Below are 16,103 nucleotides of genomic sequence, written 5' to 3'. Positions count from 1 at the left end.
ATCGGGGGAGCGGTCGCAAACAATTGATTTCATTTACGATTATGAACCCGGAATTAACGCCGGGAGAAGCGGCTTGCCGCGCCGTGACGGCTCTGGCAAGACATTTCCACGAAAGGACAACAACATGCCCCAGCTCTCTTCCCGTATCACCACGCTCAACGAAGGCGGCTCCGACGGCTGGGAGGTGTTCTACCGCGCCCGCGCGCTCGTCGCCGCGGGCGAGCCTGTGACCGAACTGACCATCGGTGAACATGACATCGGCACCGATCCCGCGATCCTGCAGGCGATTCATGACGCCGCCCGCGGCGGCCACACGGGTTACGCGATGGTCCCCGGCGTCTCCGCCCTGCGCGAGGCGGTGGCCAGCCGCATCACCCGGCGCACCGGCGTGCCCACCACGCCCGACAATGTGCTCATCACTCCCGGCGGGCAGGCGGCGCTCTTCGCGGCGCACATGGCCGTGCTGACGCCCGGAGATGCCGCGCTCTACATCGACCCCTATTACGCCACCTACCCCGGCACGATCCGCGCCGCCTCCGGCCGCGCGGTGCCCGTTGCCACGCGGGCCGCCGACGCGTTTCTGCCGCGCGGCGAGGCCATCCAGGCCGCCGCCCGCGACACAAACGCCAAAAGCCTGCTGGTCAACACGCCCAACAATCCCACCGGCATGGTCTACCCCCAGGAAACGCTCAAAGAGATCGCCCAGGCCTGCACGGACAACGACCTCTGGCTGATCTCGGACGAGGTCTACGACACCCAGGTCTGGCAAGGCGCCCACGTCAGCCCGCGCAGCCTTCCGGGCATGGTGGACCGCACGCTGATTGTCGGTTCCATGTCGAAAAGCCACGCCATGACAGGGTCCCGCGCCGGCTGGCTCGTCGGCCCGACAGAGGCCATCGACCGGCTCATCGACCTTGCCACCGCCACCACCTACGGCGTGCCCGGCTACATCCAGGACGGCGCGCTCTTTGCGCTGGAACAGGGCGCCGAACTCGAACAACAGATCGCCGAACCCTTCCGCCGCCGCCGCGACCTCGCCCTGTCGGTGATCGAGGGGCAGAACACGGTCAAGGCCATCCCCGCGCAGGGCGCCATGTACCTCATGCTCGACATCCGTGCGACGGGTCTCTCGGGCCGCGACTTTGCCGAGGCTCTGCTGGACGATCACCGCATCGCGGTCATGCCGGGGGACAGCTTCGGCAAGTCCGCCGCCGGGCATGTCCGCGTGGCGCTGACCGTGGCCGATGACCGCCTGGCAGAGGCGCTGCACACGCTGTGCAGCTTTGCCGAAACCAAGGCCCGCGCCCATGCCTGACAGCTTCCGACAGATGCACCGCCCCGGCGATCCCTTCATTCTTGCGAATGCCTGGGACGCGGGGTCCGCCAAGATGCTGGTGGCCCTGGGGGCGCAGGCCATCGCCACCTCCTCTGCCGCCCATGCCTTTACCCTCGGACGACCGGACATGGGCACGCTCACCCGGGACGAGGCGCTGGCCCACGCGCAGGACCTCGTGGCCGCCGTCAATGTCCCCGTGTCCGGCGATTTCGAGAACGGTTTTGGCGAGGCGCCAGAAACCTGCGCCGAAACCGTGCGCCTTGCCGCCGAGGCCGGCCTTGCGGGCATCTGCATCGAGGACACGGCCCTGCCGGATGACGCGCCATATGACGCGCCGCTTGCAGCAGAGCGCATCCACGCCGCCGCATCCGCCGCACGCGCCCTGCCCCGCGATTTCATGTTGGTGGCCCGCGCCGACGGCCTCCTGACGGGCCACTATGACGAGGCAGAGGCCACGCGCCGCATCCAGGCTTTCGAGGCCGCGGGCGCTGACGCCGTCTATGTCCCCGGTCCGCCCTCGATGGAGGCGCTCGGGCGGCTGGTCAAGGCCACCGGCCTGCCCTTCAACGCGCTGGTGTCCGGCCCCTTCGCGCAATTCTCCCGCGCAGAGTTCGCCGCCCTGGGCGTGGCGCGCCTTTCGCTCGGCTCGGCGCTGGCCCGTACCACTTGGCGCACGATCCACGACGCCGGACAGGCGATGTTCACCAAGGGTCAGTTCGATCCGCTGGCCGACGCCCTGCCCTTTGCCACCGTCAATCCCATGCTGACATGAGCGGCACGGCAATCAGCACCATCCGCAATCTCGGCCCCGCCTTCGAAAGGGCCTGCACCGCTGCGGGCATCCCCGACGCCGAAACCCTGCGCGCACTCGGCGCGCATGAGGCCTACCGCAAGCTGCTGGTCTCTGGCGAACGTCCGCATTTCATCGGCTACTACGTCCTGCACATGGCCCTTCAGGGCCGCCCCTGGAACGACTGCAAGGGCGCGGAAAAGGACGCCCTGCGCGTCCAGTTCGACGCGCTCAAGGCACAGACGACCGCCACACCGCAAACCGCACTCGACCGCATCCTGAACGAGATCGGCGTGATCGAACGCCGCTGATCCCGCAGCGCCCGCGACATCCGAACGAAAAAATGCCGCCCCCGGAGCCCCGGAGACGGCATCGCATTTCAGAGCTCGATGACGGCTTAGCCGACCAGTTCGAGACCCGAGAAGAAGAAGGCGATCTCTTCCTTGGCGGTTTCCGGCGCGTCGGAGCCGTGGACCGAGTTTTCACCCACGGATTCCGCGAACTCGGCGCGGATGGTGCCCGGTGCCGCATCGGCGGGGTTGGTCGCGCCCATGACTTCGCGGTTCTTCAGGATGGCGCCTTCGCCTTCCAGAACCTGAACGACAACCGGCTCGGAGGCCATGAATTCGCACAGTTCGTCGTAGAAGGGACGCTCGGCGTGCACGGCGTAGAACTGGCCGGCCTGCGCCTTGGTCAGCTGGATGCGCTTCTGCGCGATGATGCGCAGGCCCGCATCTTCGAACTTGGCGTTGATCTTGCCGGTCAGGTTGCGCTTGGTGGCGTCGGGTTTGATGATCGAAAGGGTGCGTTCGGTGGCCATGTCTGTCTTCCTCGCGGTTCGGGGCCGGTTCGCCCGGCCGAATTCTGCGCTGGCGCCTAGCACGCCCCCCGCATCTTGAAAAGCCCTGTCATGGATCTGTCGCCAAGGCGGAGAGCGGCCTTGCACAGCCCTCCCCAAGACGGGCTCTGGCCCCTTCCCGCAGCCTCTGCTACAGCCCCGCCATGCTCAGGATCGACTCCATCGCCTATTCCGTCGAGGGCCGCCCGCTCTTCGAGGACGCCTCCGCCACCATACCCGAGGGCCACAAGGTCGGCCTCGTCGGTCCCAACGGTGCGGGCAAGACAACGCTCTTTCGCCTGATCCGGGGGGAACTGACGCTCGACAACGGCGAAATCTCCCTGCCCTCGCGCGCCCGCATCGGCGGCGTCAGCCAGGAGGTCCCCTCGTCCGAGACCTCGCTGATCGACACGGTGCTGGAAGCGGATACAGAACGCGCCGCCCTGATGGCCGAGGCGGAAACCGCCACCGACGCGCACCGCATCGCAGAGGTGCAGACCCGGCTGGCCGACATCGACGCATGGAGCGCCGAAGCCCGCGCCTCGACCATCCTGCGCGGGTTGGGCTTTGACGACGCGCAGCAGAAACAGCCCTGCTCTGCCTTTTCGGGCGGTTGGCGGATGCGCGTGGCGCTGGCCGGTGTTCTGTTCGCCCAGCCCGACCTGCTGCTGCTCGACGAACCGACGAACTACCTCGATCTCGAAGGCGCGCTCTGGCTCGAATCCTACCTGGCAAGATACCCGCACACGGTCATCGTGATTTCCCACGACCGGGGTCTGCTGAACCGCGCCGTGGGCAGCATCCTGCACCTCGAGGACCGCAAGCTGACCTACTACGGCACGCCCTACGATGGCTTTGCCAAGCTGCGCGCCGAAAAACGCGCCCAGGCCGCCGCGATGGCAAAAAAGCAGGACCAGCGCCGCGCCCACCTGCAAAGCTTCGTCGACCGTTTCCGTGCCAAGGCCTCGAAGGCGAAACAGGCCCAGTCCCGCCTCAAGATGATCGAACGCATGGACATGATCACCGCGCCCGAGGAGGCCGCCAAGCGGGTCTTCACCTTTGCCCAGCCCGATGAGCTTTCGCCCCCGATCATCAACATCGAGGGCGGCGTGACCGGCTATGACGGCAAGCCGGTGCTGAGCCGCCTGAACCTGCGCATCGACCAGGACGACCGGATCGCGCTCCTGGGCAAGAACGGCCAGGGCAAATCGACCCTGTCGAAGCTCCTCTCCGACCGCCTCCCGCTGATGGACGGCCATATGAGCCGCTCGTCCAAGCTGCGCATCGGGTACTTTGCCCAGCACCAGGTGGATGAACTGCATCTGGACGAAACGCCGATCCAGCACCTGCAACGGGAACGTCCCGGCACGCCGCCGGCGAAACTCCGCGCCCAACTGGCCAGCTTCGGCCTGATGGCCGCGCAGGCGGAAACAGCGGTCGGGCGGCTGTCAGGCGGCCAGAAGGCGCGCCTGTCGCTGCTCCTGGCAACGCTCGACGCGCCACACCTGCTGATCCTGGACGAACCGACCAACCACCTCGACATTGAATCGCGCGAGGCACTGGTCGAGGCGCTGACCGCCTATTCCGGCGCGGTGATCCTGGTCAGCCACGACATGCACCTCTTGTCGATGGTGGCCGACCGGCTGTGGCTGGTGGGCGACGGCACGGTGAAACCCTACGAGGACGATCTCGACGCCTATCGCGCCATGCTCTTGTCGCGCGATGCGCCCGCGAAACCGGCCAAACCCGTCGAAAAGCCCAAACGCCCCTCGCGCGACCAGATCCTCGACCTGCGCGCCGAGGTCCGCAAATGCGAGGACCGCGTGGGCAAGCTGGAGGACATGCGCGAAAAGCTGGCGAAAAAGCTGGCCGACCCCTCTCTCTACGAGGACAGCCGCCTGGGTGAGCTGGAGACCTGGAACAAGAAATACGCCGAGGTCATGGACGGGCTGCACAAGGCCGAGGGACTCTGGGAAAAGGCGCTGGAAAAACTGGATACGGCGGAAAGCGCATAGGCGCGTTGACAGCCGGGGCAGGATTCCCGAACCTGCGCGTAGTCCATTGTCCCCAAGACCAATGTCATGCGCCTCTTTCCCCTTCTCGCCATCTGCCTTTTTCTGCCATTGCCACTTTTTTCGGGCACGCTTTCGGCTGTCGGGCCGCTCCCCTATGATGATCGCCACCCCTCACCGCGTCCGGGCTGCACCCATCGCTTCGATGGGCAGGTGGCAAAGGGCGACCTCGACGCGTTCAAGGCACTGCCGACCGACCCGCAGGTGGTCGTCTGCCTCGACAGTCCCGGCGGCTCTTTCCTCGAAGGCATCGCCATCGGCGAATACATACGGCAAGTTGGGATCGGCACCCGGCTGGAGGCCGGCACCACTTGCGAAAGCGCCTGCTCGATCATTTTCATGTCGGGAACCTATATCGCCGACGAGGTGGAATTCGGAAACCCGGATGACGAAAGCTGGCAACTCGGCCATCACCCCTGGCGCACGATGCACCCGACCGCGCGGCTCGGCCTGCACGCCCCCCGGCTGGAAGTGACCAAGGGGCAATACGACGAGGCGAACGTCACACGGGCCTATGACGTTGCCCTGCAGACCTTGGCGGAATTCAGCCGGCGGCTGATGAGCAGCGGCCCCAGCTACGCCGTCTATTTCGATCCCGATCTTTTCTCCGCGATGATCGCGACGCCGCATGGCAGCATGTTCTACATCGACACAGTCAAGAGAGCTATCCGCTTCAAGGTCGAGGTCGGGCCTGTCCGGTCGCCCGTCTCGCCAGACGAAGCCGCGTTGAAGTATGCCTGTGCCAACTTTTATGGGTGGAACGAGTTCCGGACGCAGGAGGCCTACGAGGCCGAAATCGCCGGGGCGCACGTTGATGGCACGAAGGTCACATTGGCCGGGGGGCTGAATTGCACATTTGAAAAAGGCGGCAAGGAAACGATCTGGCAGTATCATATCTACGACTTCGCGGACCTCAATTTCTACGCGCACGACATGCCTTTATCGGATCTCGCTCCTTGAACAGCCCACACCCCCGGCGCAACAGCCACGGCGGCCAAAGACCATGACGCTGGACTTGGGCACAATGAGCCGATAGCCCGAAGGTCATGGACACTGCCTTTCTCATCAGCGCCTTCTTCACCGTCTTCGTGGTGATCGACCCGATCGGGCTGACGCCGATGTTCATCGCGCTGACGCAGGGCGCGGATGCGCGGCACCGGCGCGCGGTGGCCTACCGGGCCTGCATCATCGCCTTTGGCCTGCTGACGCTGTTTGCCTTCTTCGGCGAGGCGGTGCTGGGCTTCATCGGGATTTCCATGCCTGCCTTCCGCATCGCGGGCGGTATCCTGCTGTTCATCACCGCGCTGGACATGCTGTTCGAACGCCGCACCAAGCGGCGCGAGGACAAGGCCGACGAGGAGGAATTCCCCGACCCTTCGGTCTTTCCCCTCGCCATTCCGCTGATCGCCGGTCCGGGGGCCATCGCCTCGATGATCCTGCTGGCCGGCGCGGCAGAGGATGCGCTGGCAATGGCCGGCGTGCTGGGTGTCATGGCCGCGGTCCTGCTGTTGGTGCTGTTGCTGTTCCTGACCGCGGGCATGATAGAGCGCGCGCTCGGCCGGATCGGGATCAACGTGGTCACGCGTCTGCTGGGGATGCTTCTGGCCGCGCTGTCGGTACAATTCGTGCTGGACGGGCTGCGCAATTTCGGGCTCGCCCCGGTCTGACCCTGTACCTCGGGCGCGGAATGCCTATCTTTCAGGGGCAGACCATCGGAGGCCAGCCATGTCGGGCGACCAGATCGGCAATCTCATCTACCTCGTGCTGCTGGGCAGCGTGATCGCGGGCTGGTTCTTTGTGCAGAACCGGAACAACCTGAACAAGTCGCTGCAATACATGGCCGCATGGGCGCTTATCTTTGTCGGCGTCGTTGCGATCTATGGCCTCTGGCAGGACATTCGCCAGACCGTGCAGCCACAACAGATGGTCACTGCCAGCGAGGGGCGGATCGAACTGCCGCGCGCGCCCGACGGACATTATTACGTCAACCTGCAGGTGAACGGCACGCCGGTGCGTTTCGTCGTCGATACCGGCGCCACCTCGATGGTGCTGACACGCGACGCGGCGCGGCGCGCGGGCATCGACGACCAGAACCTGCATTTCCTGACCGAGGCCATGACCGCAAACGGCGTGGTCCGCACGGCGCGCGTGACACTGGACGAGGTCGCCATCGGCCCCTTCACCGACACCCGCGTGCCAGCCTACGTGAACGGCGGCGAGATGCAGAATTCACTCTTGGGGATGAGCTATCTCGACCGCTTCGCCAGCCTGCAGATCACCGGCGGCAAGCTGGTCCTGCAGCGCTAATCACGCTCAGCTCTCGGCCTTCTTTTCCCAACGGCCGGATTCCTCGGACCAGTACTGCGCCTTGCAGCCCGCGCCGGTCAGGCTGCGCCACTGGTCGCGCGCGCGGTCCAGCGCTGCGCCGTCGTGGCCGTCGAAAAGAACACAGACCCGGTCCAGGGCCGTGACCTCTTCCGGCGTCGCCTCTGCGCCATCGATGCACATCAGGCAGCCGGGGTCATTGGCGGATTTTGCATCCAGCGTCAGCAGCACCGGCTGATCCGCGTCATGCGGACCACCGGCCAGCCCATGCGGCAGGAACCCCTCTTCCGGACCCAACCAGAGCTTCTGATCCAGCCAGTCCATCCTTTGTGCCTGCGTGCCGCGCACGGAAACACGCCAGCCCCGGGCCAGGGATTTCTCCAGCAGGTCCGGCAGAACCGCCTCCAGCGGGCGGCGGGTCAGGTGGTAGAAGAACGCCTCTCCCATGCGGGTGCTCCGGGTTGCGGACCGGGGGATGGGGGCGCTGCCCCCGTCTGCCAAGGGCAGACTCCCCCGAGGTATTTGTCAAACCAAAGAAGGGGCACGCCCGCCACACGGCGACCGGCGCGCCACATCCTCAGCCCTCGAAACGGTCGCGTACCAGGCGGTCCAGCGCCATCACGCCCCAGCCGGTTGCGCCCTTGGGCGACAGGTCGGTGTCCTTGCTGACCTGCGCCACGCCCGCGATGTCGAGATGGATCCAGGGCGTGCCCTCCTGGACGAATCGCTGCAGGAACTGGGCCGCGGTGATCGCGCCCGCCGGGCGGCCGCCGACGTTCTTGATGTCGGCCTTCTGGCTTTTCAGCATGTCGTCATAGGCCTGGCCCAGCGGCAGGCGCCAAGCGCCTTCGCCCTCGGCCTGCGCGGCCTTGAGGAAATCGCCCGCCAGCCCGTCGTCATTGGAGAAGACACCGGCATTCTCGTGACCCAGCGCGACAATGCAGGCACCGGTCAGCGTGGCCAGGTCGATCATCGCGGCGGGTTTTTCCGCCTCCTGCGCGTGCCACATCACGTCCGCCAGCACCAGCCGGCCCTCGGCATCGGTGTTGATGACCTCGATCGTGTCGCCCTTCATCGAGGTGACGATGTCGCCGGGGCGCTGTGCCATGTGCGAGGGCATGTTCTCGACCAGGCCGACCATGCCGACCACATGCGCCTTGGCCTTGCGCAGGGCCAGCGCCTTCATCACGCCCGAGACGGTGCCCGCACCGCCCATGTCCATCGTCATGTCCTCCATGCCCTGCGCGGGCTTGAGGCTGATGCCGCCGGTATCAAAGACGACGCCCTTGCCGATCAGGGCCAGCGGCGCGCCCTCGGCCCCTTTCCAGCGCATGGTCACGACCTTGGAGGGCATGGCCGACCCCATGCCGACCCCCAGCAGTGCCCCCATTCCCAGCTTTTCAAGCTGGTCTTCCTCCAGCACCTCGACCTCCAGCCCGATCTCGCGCAGGGCCTCCAGCCGGGCGGCGAATTCGATGGTGGTCAGCACGTTGGCCGGTTCCGAGACCAGGTCGCGGGTAAAGGCGATGCCCTCGGCCACGGCGCGGGCGGCGGCATGGGCGGCCTCGGCCTCGTCGGGGGCCTTGACCATGATGACCGCAGCGGCGGGTGTCTCGGCGGGGGCGGCCTTGCGCGCGGTGAAGGCATAGCCGCGCAGCGCCAGGCCGAGGGCGATCTCCTCGGGCAGGCGCGTGACCTCGACCAGCGCGGTCAGCGCCGACTTGCCTGCGGCCCTGGCCATCGTGGCCCCGGCCTTGCGCGCCTCCGCCACCGAGGGGCGGCGGGCCAGCTTGACGATCTCGACCCCTTCGGCGGACAGACCCGCGGGCCAGGCCAGGCTCAACGCCTCGCCGGCAGAGAGCTTGCCCCAGGCTTCGCTTTCGACCGCGCGCCCCAGGGCCCCCTTGGTCAGGCGGTTCAGGCGCCGCGCGCCGGGGCTGAGCGTGCCCTCGGGCGTGACGAGGACGGCAAGACGGCCCTCCGCCTGCTCAAGCCCGTCCAGGGCCACTTCGGCAAAGCTGATCGCGCGCAGATCGGTCATGGGTCGTTTTCTCCTGAGCTGAGTTCCGCCCACGAGAGGTAACGCCGCCCGCCCCGGTTGACCAGAGCCACCTTTCCCAATTCCGCGCGATGGGGTAGCGTGCCGCCATTGGACGGGTCTGGGGGGACCAAGCCTTTGCAGAGATTCGACAGATATGTCCTGTCGCAACTGATGGTGGTGTTCGGCTTTTTCGCCCTAGTCCTTGTGGCTGTGTACTGGGTGAACAAGGCCGTTGCGGTCTTTGACCAGTTGATTTCCGACGGCCATTCGGTGCGCGTGGTGATGGAGTTCACCGCCCTGTCGCTGCCGGCGGTGATCGCCCAGGTTCTGCCCTTGGCCAGTTTCGCGGCGGCGGTCTATGTCACCAACCGGCTGAGTTCCGACAGCGAGCTGACTGTGGTGCAGGCAACCGGCTATTCCCCCTGGCGGCTGGCCCGGCCGGTGCTGATCTTCGGGATCATCGTGGCTCTGATGATGTCGGTGCTGACGCATCTTCTGGTGCCGAAATCGCTGGAACAGTTGCGCATCCGCGAAAAGGCGCTGTCGGGATCGGTCAGCGCGCGCCTGCTGCGCGACGGCGTCTTCCTGCACCCGGTGGATGGCGTGACCTTCTACATCCGCGACATCACGGAACAGGGCGAATTGCGCGATGTCGTCCTGTCCGACCGTCGCACTCCCGGGCGCGACGTGACCTACACCTCGGAACAGGCCTACCTGATCAACGACGAGGAAGGGCCAAAGCTGGTCATGCTGTCGGGCATGGCCCAGACGATGAACCTGGAAAGCCGCCGCCTTTCGACCACGAATTTCAGCGACCTGGTCTATGACGTCTCGGAACTGGTGATCGCCGGGCGACCGAACAGCCGGCGCCTGAACTACATGCCCACCTGGGAGCTGATCACCCAGCCGATCGCCGCGGCCGAAGAGGCCCGCGACACGCCTGGAGAGGCCGTCGAGGAAGGCCACCTGCGGTTCCAGCTGGCGCTGCTGGTCATGGTTGCGCCGCTGATCGGCTACGCGGCGCTGATGGTGGGTGGGTATTCGCGCTTTGGCGTGACCCGGCAGATCGTCTTTGCCATCGGCCTTCTGGTGCTGGTCAAACTGGTCGAAAGCCTGGTGACGGACCCGGTGCGCGCCGATCACACGATCTGGCCGCTGGTCTACCTGCCCAGTGTCATCGGGCTGTCCGTGGTCTGGGTCCTGCTATGGCAGGCATCGCGCACCTACCGGCCAAGGCGCAGGCGCGCGCCCAGCCAGGAGGCCGCCGCATGACCCTGCATTTCTACTTTGCCCGGCGCTATCTCTGGATGTTTCAGACGGTCTTCGGGATCTTCGCCCTGTTCCAGGGCCTCCTGGACCTGATCGAGGAAATGCGCCGTTTCGACGACAGCGTCAGCTTTGGCCAGGTGGTGCAAGTGACGCTGATGAAACTGCCCAGCGGCATCTACGAGATCGTGCCGCTGGTGATGATCCTCTCGACCGTGGCGCTGTTCCTAGGCCTTGCACGTTCGTCGGAGCTGGTGGTCACGCGGGCCAGCGGACGGTCCGGCGTCACCGCGCTCATGGCGCCGGTGGTGGTGGCCCTGCTGATCGGCGGGCTGGTGGTGGGCCTGCTGAACCCTATCGTTTCGGCGACCTCGAAACGCTATACGGAGCTGCGCGAGACCTATGAGAGCGGCAGCGCCTCTGCCCTGTCCATCGGCCCCGAGGGTCTGTGGCTGCGCCAGGGCGGCGACGAGGGCCAGGCCGTGATCCATGCCGCGCGCGCCAATGCCGAGGCGACCCTGCTCTTTGACGTCTCGATCGTGGTCTATGCCCCGGGCGGCGGTCCTGCGACCCGCATTCAGGCTGATCGCGCGCACCTGTCGGATGGCTACTGGGTGCTGAACGATGCCAAGGCCTGGCCGCTGACCGCGGGCCTGAACCCCGAGTCCGGCGCCAAGCTGCACGACGAGTTGCGCCTGCCCTCGACCCTGACCCAGGACAGCATCCGCGACCGGTTCGGCAAACCTTCGGCGGTGGCGATCTGGGATCTGCCCGCCTTTATCCAGGGCCTTGAATCCTCGGGGTTTTCCGCGCGCCGCTACATCGTCTGGATGCACATGGAACTGTCACGCCCGCTGTTCCTGGTGGCGATGACCCTGATCGGCGCGGCCTTCACCATGCGGCCCACGCGCCTCGGACGGACGGGAATCGCGATCCTCTCGGCGGTCCTGCTTGGATTCGGTCTGTATTATGTGCGAAGTTTCGCCCAGATCATGGGGGAAAACGGTCAACTGGCACCACTTGTTGCTGCCTGGGTGCCACCGGTTGCATCCGTTCTCCTTGCAATGGGGTTGGTCTTGCATATGGAGGACGGATGACACGCGTGCTGACATGCCTGGCCCGTCTCCTTGCGGCCCTCACCTTTCTGGCCCTGCCCGCCGGCGCCCAGGACAACGGCGAAGACATGGCCGATCCGGCGATGCTGGTCGCGGACAACGTCTATGTCGAGGCGGACAGCCGCCTCGTGGCCACCGGCAATGTCGAGGCCTTTCATGACGGGCTGCGGCTGACGGCAGAGCGCATCGTCTATGACCAGTCCACCGACCAGCTTGTGATCGACGGACCGATCCGGATCATCGACGCCGACGGCAATGTCATCACCGCCACCTATGCCGAAATGGACCAGGGCTTTCGCAACGGCTTGTTGTCCGGGGCGCGCATGGTCCTGGACCAGCAGTTGCAACTGGCCTCTGTCGAGGCGCGCCGGGTCGAGGGCCGTTTCACCCAGCTGAGCCGCGTCGCCGTCACCTCGTGCCAGGTCTGCGGCAAGAACCGCGTGCCGCTGTGGCAGATCCGCGCCTCGCGGGTCGTGCATGACCAGCTGGAACGCCAGATGTACTTTGACGACGCGCAGTTGCGCGTGCTGGACGTGCCGGTCTTCTACTTTCCCCGGCTGCGCCTGCCGGACCCGACGCTGAAGCGCGCCCGCGGATTCCTGATCCCGACGATCCACAGCAGCTCGCGCCTCGGCCTTGGCATCAAGACGCCCTACTTCATTCCGATCGGGCGTCATCAGGACCTTACCCTGACCCCCTACCTGTCGCCCAAGACTCGGACGCTGGAATTCCGCTATCGGCGGGCCTACCGCAGCGGCCAGCTGACGCTGCTGGGCGGGCTGACGTCCGACACGCTGGTGGATGACGGTCCGCGCGGATACCTCTTTGCCAACGGCAATTTCCGCCTCCCGCGGGACTACAAGCTGTCGTTCAACCTCAAGTCGATCTCGGACGATTCCTATCTCTACGACTACGGGCTGGACAACAAGGACAGGCTGGCCAGCGACCTGTCGCTGTCCAGGATCACCTACAACAGCTTCATGCAGACCAGCGTCCGGAACTACCGGACGCTGCGTGACTTCGAGAGCAATTCGACCCAGCCGCGCTTTGTCGCGGACTACCGGCTGGAACGCCGGTTCTTTCCCGGGCTCGTCGGCGGAGAGCTCCGCCTGGCCGCCGAAACCCACGGCCACCTGCGGCAGTCGAAGAACGATACCGACGGCCCCGATGCCGACGACGAGGTCGATGGCCGTGACGTGACGCGCATCAACGCCGAGATGAGCTGGCGCAACCGCTGGACCCTGCCCGGCGGCATCCGCGCCGGCCTGTCGACGCATCTTTGGGTGGATCACTACCTGACCGAACAGGACGTGACCTCGGACGCCGAGGTCAGCCGCGCCATACCCGGCATCGCGGCGGAATTCCGCTATCCGATGCAGCGCCAGGGCCCCGCCGGCGGGCGCACCCTGCTGGAACCCGTGCTGCAGTTCGGCTGGGTCGGCGGCGAACGGCTGCGCAATCCAAACGACGAAAGCACCCGGGTCGAGTTCGACGAGGCCAACCTGCTGTCCCTGTCGCGCTTTCCCGCCAGCGACCGGCGCGAACACGGTGCGACGCTGGCCGCCGGGGTGCGCTGGCTGCACCAGGCGCCGGACGGATGGTCCGCCGCGCTGACCTTTGGCAGGATCTGGCGCGAAACCGCCGATACGGATTTCTCGCGCTCGTCCGGGCTGACCGGCACCACCTCAGACCTGCTGATCGCCGGGCGCTTTGCCAATCCGCTTGGTCTTACGCTCTCGGCGCGCGGGCTGCTGGACCATGACGGCAGTTTTTCCAAGGCCGAGGCCCGCGCCGGCTGGTCGACCACCCGCATGGACCTGGGGGCCTCCTACCTGCTGCTGGTCCCGGATGCGGACGAGGATCGCGACCAGACACAGTCGGAATGGACCTTCGACGGTCGCTATCAATTGAACCGTCACTGGTCCACCTCCAGCGAGGCCCGCTACGATCTGGCCGACCAGCGGGTTGACCGGGTCGGGCTTGGGCTGCAATACCGCAACGAATGCATCCAGGTGGACTTCCAGGTGACGCGGGACTACGCCTCTTCCTCCATTGTCGAACCGTCCACCGATTTCGATCTGACCATCGCGCTGACAGGGTTCGGCGCCGGCAACAGTGGCAAGGAGTACCGCCGCACATGTTCGTTCTGACCCGTCTGCTCGCACCGTTTCTCGCGGTCCTGACGCTTGCCGCGGCACCGGCGCCGCTGGCCGCGCAAAACCTCTTTGCCCCGGCGATACAGGTAAACGACAGCGTCATCACCAACTACGAACTGCAGCAGCGCAAGCGCATGCTGCAGGTCCTGAGCGCCCCGGGCGACCTGGACAAGCTGGCCCGCGAACAACTGGTCGATGACCGCCTGCGCCTGCAGGCCGCCCGCGACAGCGGCATCCGTCCGACCGACGAGGAAATCCTCGATGGCATGACGGAATTCGCCGGTCGCGCCGGCATGACCCGAGACCAGTTCGTCGCCGCGCTTGGCGCCGAGGGTGTGGCCGAGCAAACCTTCCGCGACTTCGTGCACTCCGGCCTCAGCTGGCGCCAGTTGGTGCAGGCGCGGTTCGGCGCCCGCGCCACCGTCTCCGAGGACGAGATCGACCGCGCCCTGTCGCAGCAGGGCACCGGCAGCACCGTGCGCGTTCTGCTCTCCGAGATCATCATGCCCGTCCGCCCCGGCGAGGAAGACGCGGTGCGCGCCCGCGCCGAGCGGATTTCCCAGATCAAGAGCTTTGGCGCCTTTGCCGCCGAGGCACGCCAGTATTCCGCGACTGCCACCCGCCAGGACGGCGGCCGCCTGCCCTGGCGTGACCTCTCCGAGCTGCCGCCGCCGCTGCAACCGCTGCTGCTGGGCCTTGCCCCGGGCGAAGTGACCGCCCCGATCCCGCTGGACGGCGCCATCGCGCTGTTCCAGATGCGCGACGTGCAGGAAACCGGCTATACCCCGGCCAAGGTCAGCGCGGTGGAATATGCCGCCTACTACATGCCCGGCGGACGGTCTGCCGAGACCCTGGCCAAGGCGCGCGAGATCGAGGGCCGCGTCGACCGCTGCGACGATCTTTATGGCATCGCCAAGGGACAGCCGCCCGAGGTGCTGGAACGCGGCACGCTGCCGGTGGCCGACCTGCCCACCGACATCGCCCTGGAACTGTCCAAGCTGGACCCGGGCGAGGTTTCGACCACGCTGACCCGGTCGGGCGGGCAGACGCTGGTCTTCCTGATGCTCTGCGGACGTTCGGCAGAGATCCAGGAAGACGTGGACCGGACCCAGATCACCGTGGGCCTGCGCAACCAGCGGCTGGCCAAGCTGGCCGACGGCTACCTGTCGCAGCTGCGCGCCGACGCCCTCATCGTCGAGAGATGAGCCGCCCCGTCGCGCTGAGCTGTGGCGAACCGGCGGGTATTGGCCCCGAACTGGCCGAAGCCGCCTGGACGGCCCTGGGCACGGACCTTCCGTTCTTCTGGATCGGAGACCCCGCCCACCTGCCGGGCAAGGTGCCCCATGTCGTGCTGCAGGACCCAGCCGAGGCGGCGGAGCGCTGCGCCGGGGGCCTGCCGGTCTGGCCGATCTCAATGCCTGGCCCGCGCGTTCCGGGCACGCCGCAGGCGGCTCATGCCGCTGGCGTGATCCGCGCCATCGAAGAAGGCGTGCGGTTGGTACAGTCCGGCAAGGCCTCTGCGCTTTGCACGTTGCCCATTCACAAGCAGGCCCTGGCCGAGGGCGCCGGGTTCGCCTTTCCCGGCCATACCGAGTTCCTGGCCCATCTGGCCGGCGCCGACGAGGTGGTCATGATGCTGGCATCGGACCGGCTGCGCGTCGTGCCGGTGACGATCCATATCGCCATCGCCGATGTGCCCGCCGCCCTGACGCCCGGGCTGCTGGAACGGCGCATCGGCATCACCCGCGCGGCGCTGGTGTCCCAGTTCGGCATCGCCAAGCCACGGCTCGCCGTTGCCGGTCTGAACCCCCATGCCGGCGAAGGCGGGCGCATGGGCAAGGAGGACGCCGCAGTGATCGCCCCGGTCCTGGATCGCCTGCGGGCCGAGGGCATGGATCTGCGCGGCCCCCTGCCGGGTGACACCATGTTCCACGAACGCGCCCGCGCGGGCTATGACGCGGCGATCTGCATGTACCACGACCAGGCGCTGATCCCGATCAAGACGCTGGATTTCGACGAGGGCGTGAACGTCACCCTGGGCCTGCCCTTCGTGCGCACCTCGCCCGATCATGGCACCGCCTTCGACATCGCGGGCAAGGGTCTGGCCAACCCCTCGTCGACACTGGCGGCATTGCGCATGGCGGCACGGTTGAGCACCGCCTGA

15 protein-coding genes are annotated in these 16,103 nt (G+C 66.6%); 12 read left to right on the top strand and 3 right to left on the bottom strand.

What is annotated here, in order from left to right:
- The first annotated feature begins 124 nt into the window (after positions 1-124).
- Genes G9Q80_RS00460 through G9Q80_RS00450 form a run of 3 tightly spaced genes read left to right on the top strand, consistent with a single transcriptional unit; the run spans position 125 to position 2,437 of the window.
- Positions 125-1,315, top strand: a complete 1,191-nt coding sequence (locus G9Q80_RS00460) for a pyridoxal phosphate-dependent aminotransferase (protein ID WP_088714017.1) — start codon at positions 125-127, stop codon at positions 1,313-1,315.
- Positions 1,308-2,108 carry an isocitrate lyase/PEP mutase family protein gene (locus tag G9Q80_RS00455; protein WP_088714018.1) on the top strand — a complete coding sequence of 267 codons (801 nt, stop codon included), beginning with the start codon at positions 1,308-1,310 and terminating at the stop codon, positions 2,106-2,108. The genes G9Q80_RS00460 and G9Q80_RS00455 overlap by 8 nt, the downstream gene beginning before the upstream one ends.
- Entirely contained in the window at positions 2,105-2,437 is a 333-nt protein-coding gene (locus G9Q80_RS00450; RefSeq protein WP_043143478.1) for a TfoX/Sxy family protein, read from the top strand. The genes G9Q80_RS00455 and G9Q80_RS00450 overlap by 4 nt, the downstream gene beginning before the upstream one ends.
- Positions 2,438-2,523: 86 nt before the next feature.
- On the opposite strand, the gene ndk is transcribed toward G9Q80_RS00450, so the two are convergent.
- Entirely contained in the window at positions 2,524-2,946 is a 423-nt protein-coding gene (gene ndk / locus G9Q80_RS00445; protein ID WP_043143476.1) for a nucleoside-diphosphate kinase, read from the bottom strand.
- 182 nt (positions 2,947-3,128) lie between these two features.
- Between ndk and G9Q80_RS00440 the strand changes: the two genes are divergently transcribed.
- The 4 genes from G9Q80_RS00440 (at position 3,129) to G9Q80_RS00425 (ending at position 7,343) form a co-directional block, all read left to right on the top strand.
- Positions 3,129-4,979: an ABC-F family ATP-binding cassette domain-containing protein gene (locus G9Q80_RS00440; RefSeq protein WP_088714019.1), complete on the top strand. Its 1,851-nt coding sequence runs from the start codon at positions 3,129-3,131 to the stop codon at positions 4,977-4,979.
- A 108-nt stretch (positions 4,980-5,087) separates the two neighbouring features.
- On the top strand, positions 5,088-5,996 hold the full coding sequence (locus G9Q80_RS00435) for a COG3904 family protein (RefSeq protein ID WP_133066357.1): 909 nt from the start codon (positions 5,088-5,090) through the stop codon (positions 5,994-5,996).
- An 86-nt stretch (positions 5,997-6,082) separates the two neighbouring features.
- A complete protein-coding gene (locus tag G9Q80_RS00430) occupies positions 6,083-6,703 on the top strand; it encodes a MarC family protein (RefSeq protein ID WP_043143471.1) in 621 nt (206 codons plus the stop codon).
- 58 nt (positions 6,704-6,761) lie between these two features.
- Positions 6,762-7,343 (top strand): TIGR02281 family clan AA aspartic protease, encoded by a 582-nt coding sequence (locus G9Q80_RS00425; protein ID WP_043143469.1) that lies wholly within the window; start codon positions 6,762-6,764, stop codon positions 7,341-7,343.
- Positions 7,344-7,349: 6 nt separating this feature from the next.
- Here the strand turns inward: G9Q80_RS00425 and G9Q80_RS00420 are convergent, their stop codons facing one another.
- Complete coding sequence (locus G9Q80_RS00420) at positions 7,350-7,808, bottom strand: DNA polymerase III subunit chi (protein ID WP_088714021.1); 459 nt, start codon at positions 7,806-7,808, stop codon at positions 7,350-7,352.
- 130 nt (positions 7,809-7,938) lie between these two features.
- A complete protein-coding gene (locus G9Q80_RS00415) occupies positions 7,939-9,402 on the bottom strand; it encodes a leucyl aminopeptidase (RefSeq protein WP_088714022.1) in 1,464 nt (487 codons plus the stop codon).
- 135 nt (positions 9,403-9,537) lie between these two features.
- Here G9Q80_RS00415 and lptF point away from each other — a divergent pair, with 135 nt between their 5' ends.
- The 5 genes from lptF to pdxA are packed head-to-tail and all read left to right on the top strand — an operon-like array spanning position 9,538 to position 16,103.
- A complete protein-coding gene (gene lptF, locus G9Q80_RS00410) occupies positions 9,538-10,674 on the top strand; it encodes an LPS export ABC transporter permease LptF (RefSeq protein WP_043143463.1) in 1,137 nt (378 codons plus the stop codon).
- Positions 10,671-11,765, top strand: coding sequence for an LPS export ABC transporter permease LptG (gene lptG, locus G9Q80_RS00405; protein ID WP_088714023.1), 1,095 nt, complete (start codon positions 10,671-10,673; stop codon positions 11,763-11,765). Before lptF ends, lptG begins: the two co-directional genes overlap by 4 nt.
- Entirely contained in the window at positions 11,762-13,933 is a 2,172-nt protein-coding gene (locus G9Q80_RS00400; RefSeq protein ID WP_088714024.1) for an LPS-assembly protein LptD, read from the top strand. The genes lptG and G9Q80_RS00400 overlap by 4 nt, the downstream gene beginning before the upstream one ends.
- On the top strand, positions 13,921-15,144 hold the full coding sequence (locus G9Q80_RS00395; RefSeq protein ID WP_043143457.1) for a peptidylprolyl isomerase: 1,224 nt from the start codon (positions 13,921-13,923) through the stop codon (positions 15,142-15,144). Before G9Q80_RS00400 ends, G9Q80_RS00395 begins: the two co-directional genes overlap by 13 nt.
- Positions 15,141-16,103, top strand: a complete 963-nt coding sequence (gene pdxA, locus G9Q80_RS00390) for a 4-hydroxythreonine-4-phosphate dehydrogenase PdxA (RefSeq protein ID WP_088714025.1) — start codon at positions 15,141-15,143, stop codon at positions 16,101-16,103. Before G9Q80_RS00395 ends, pdxA begins: the two co-directional genes overlap by 4 nt.

The sequence above is a fragment of the Mameliella sp. LZ-28 genome (genome assembly GCF_012274245.1).
Lineage (GTDB): Bacteria > Pseudomonadota > Alphaproteobacteria > Rhodobacterales > Rhodobacteraceae > Antarctobacter > Antarctobacter albus.
Note: the sequence above shows the minus strand (reverse complement) of the source record. Positions and strands in the feature narration are given on the sequence as shown.

What these genes read in the sequence shown, in the direction of transcription:
- G9Q80_RS00460 (WP_088714017.1), top strand. Translation starts at nt 125, where the DNA reads ATGCCCCAGCTCTCTTCCCGTATCACCACGCTCAACGAAGGCGGCTCC.
- G9Q80_RS00455 (WP_088714018.1), top strand. Translation starts at nt 1,308, where the DNA reads ATGCCTGACAGCTTCCGACAGATGCACCGCCCCGGCGATCCCTTCATT.
- G9Q80_RS00450 (WP_043143478.1), top strand. Translation starts at nt 2,105, where the DNA reads ATGAGCGGCACGGCAATCAGCACCATCCGCAATCTCGGCCCCGCCTTC.
- ndk (WP_043143476.1), bottom strand. Translation starts at nt 2,946, where the DNA reads ATGGCCACCGAACGCACCCTTTCGATCATCAAACCCGACGCCACCAAG.
- G9Q80_RS00440 (WP_088714019.1), top strand. Translation starts at nt 3,129, where the DNA reads ATGCTCAGGATCGACTCCATCGCCTATTCCGTCGAGGGCCGCCCGCTC.
- G9Q80_RS00430 (WP_043143471.1), top strand. Translation starts at nt 6,083, where the DNA reads ATGGACACTGCCTTTCTCATCAGCGCCTTCTTCACCGTCTTCGTGGTG.
- G9Q80_RS00425 (WP_043143469.1), top strand. Translation starts at nt 6,762, where the DNA reads ATGTCGGGCGACCAGATCGGCAATCTCATCTACCTCGTGCTGCTGGGC.
- G9Q80_RS00420 (WP_088714021.1), bottom strand. Translation starts at nt 7,808, where the DNA reads ATGGGAGAGGCGTTCTTCTACCACCTGACCCGCCGCCCGCTGGAGGCG.
- G9Q80_RS00415 (WP_088714022.1), bottom strand. Translation starts at nt 9,402, where the DNA reads ATGACCGATCTGCGCGCGATCAGCTTTGCCGAAGTGGCCCTGGACGGG.
- lptG (WP_088714023.1), top strand. Translation starts at nt 10,671, where the DNA reads ATGACCCTGCATTTCTACTTTGCCCGGCGCTATCTCTGGATGTTTCAG.
- G9Q80_RS00400 (WP_088714024.1), top strand. Translation starts at nt 11,762, where the DNA reads ATGACACGCGTGCTGACATGCCTGGCCCGTCTCCTTGCGGCCCTCACC.
- G9Q80_RS00395 (WP_043143457.1), top strand. Translation starts at nt 13,921, where the DNA reads ATGTTCGTTCTGACCCGTCTGCTCGCACCGTTTCTCGCGGTCCTGACG.
- pdxA (WP_088714025.1), top strand. Translation starts at nt 15,141, where the DNA reads ATGAGCCGCCCCGTCGCGCTGAGCTGTGGCGAACCGGCGGGTATTGGC.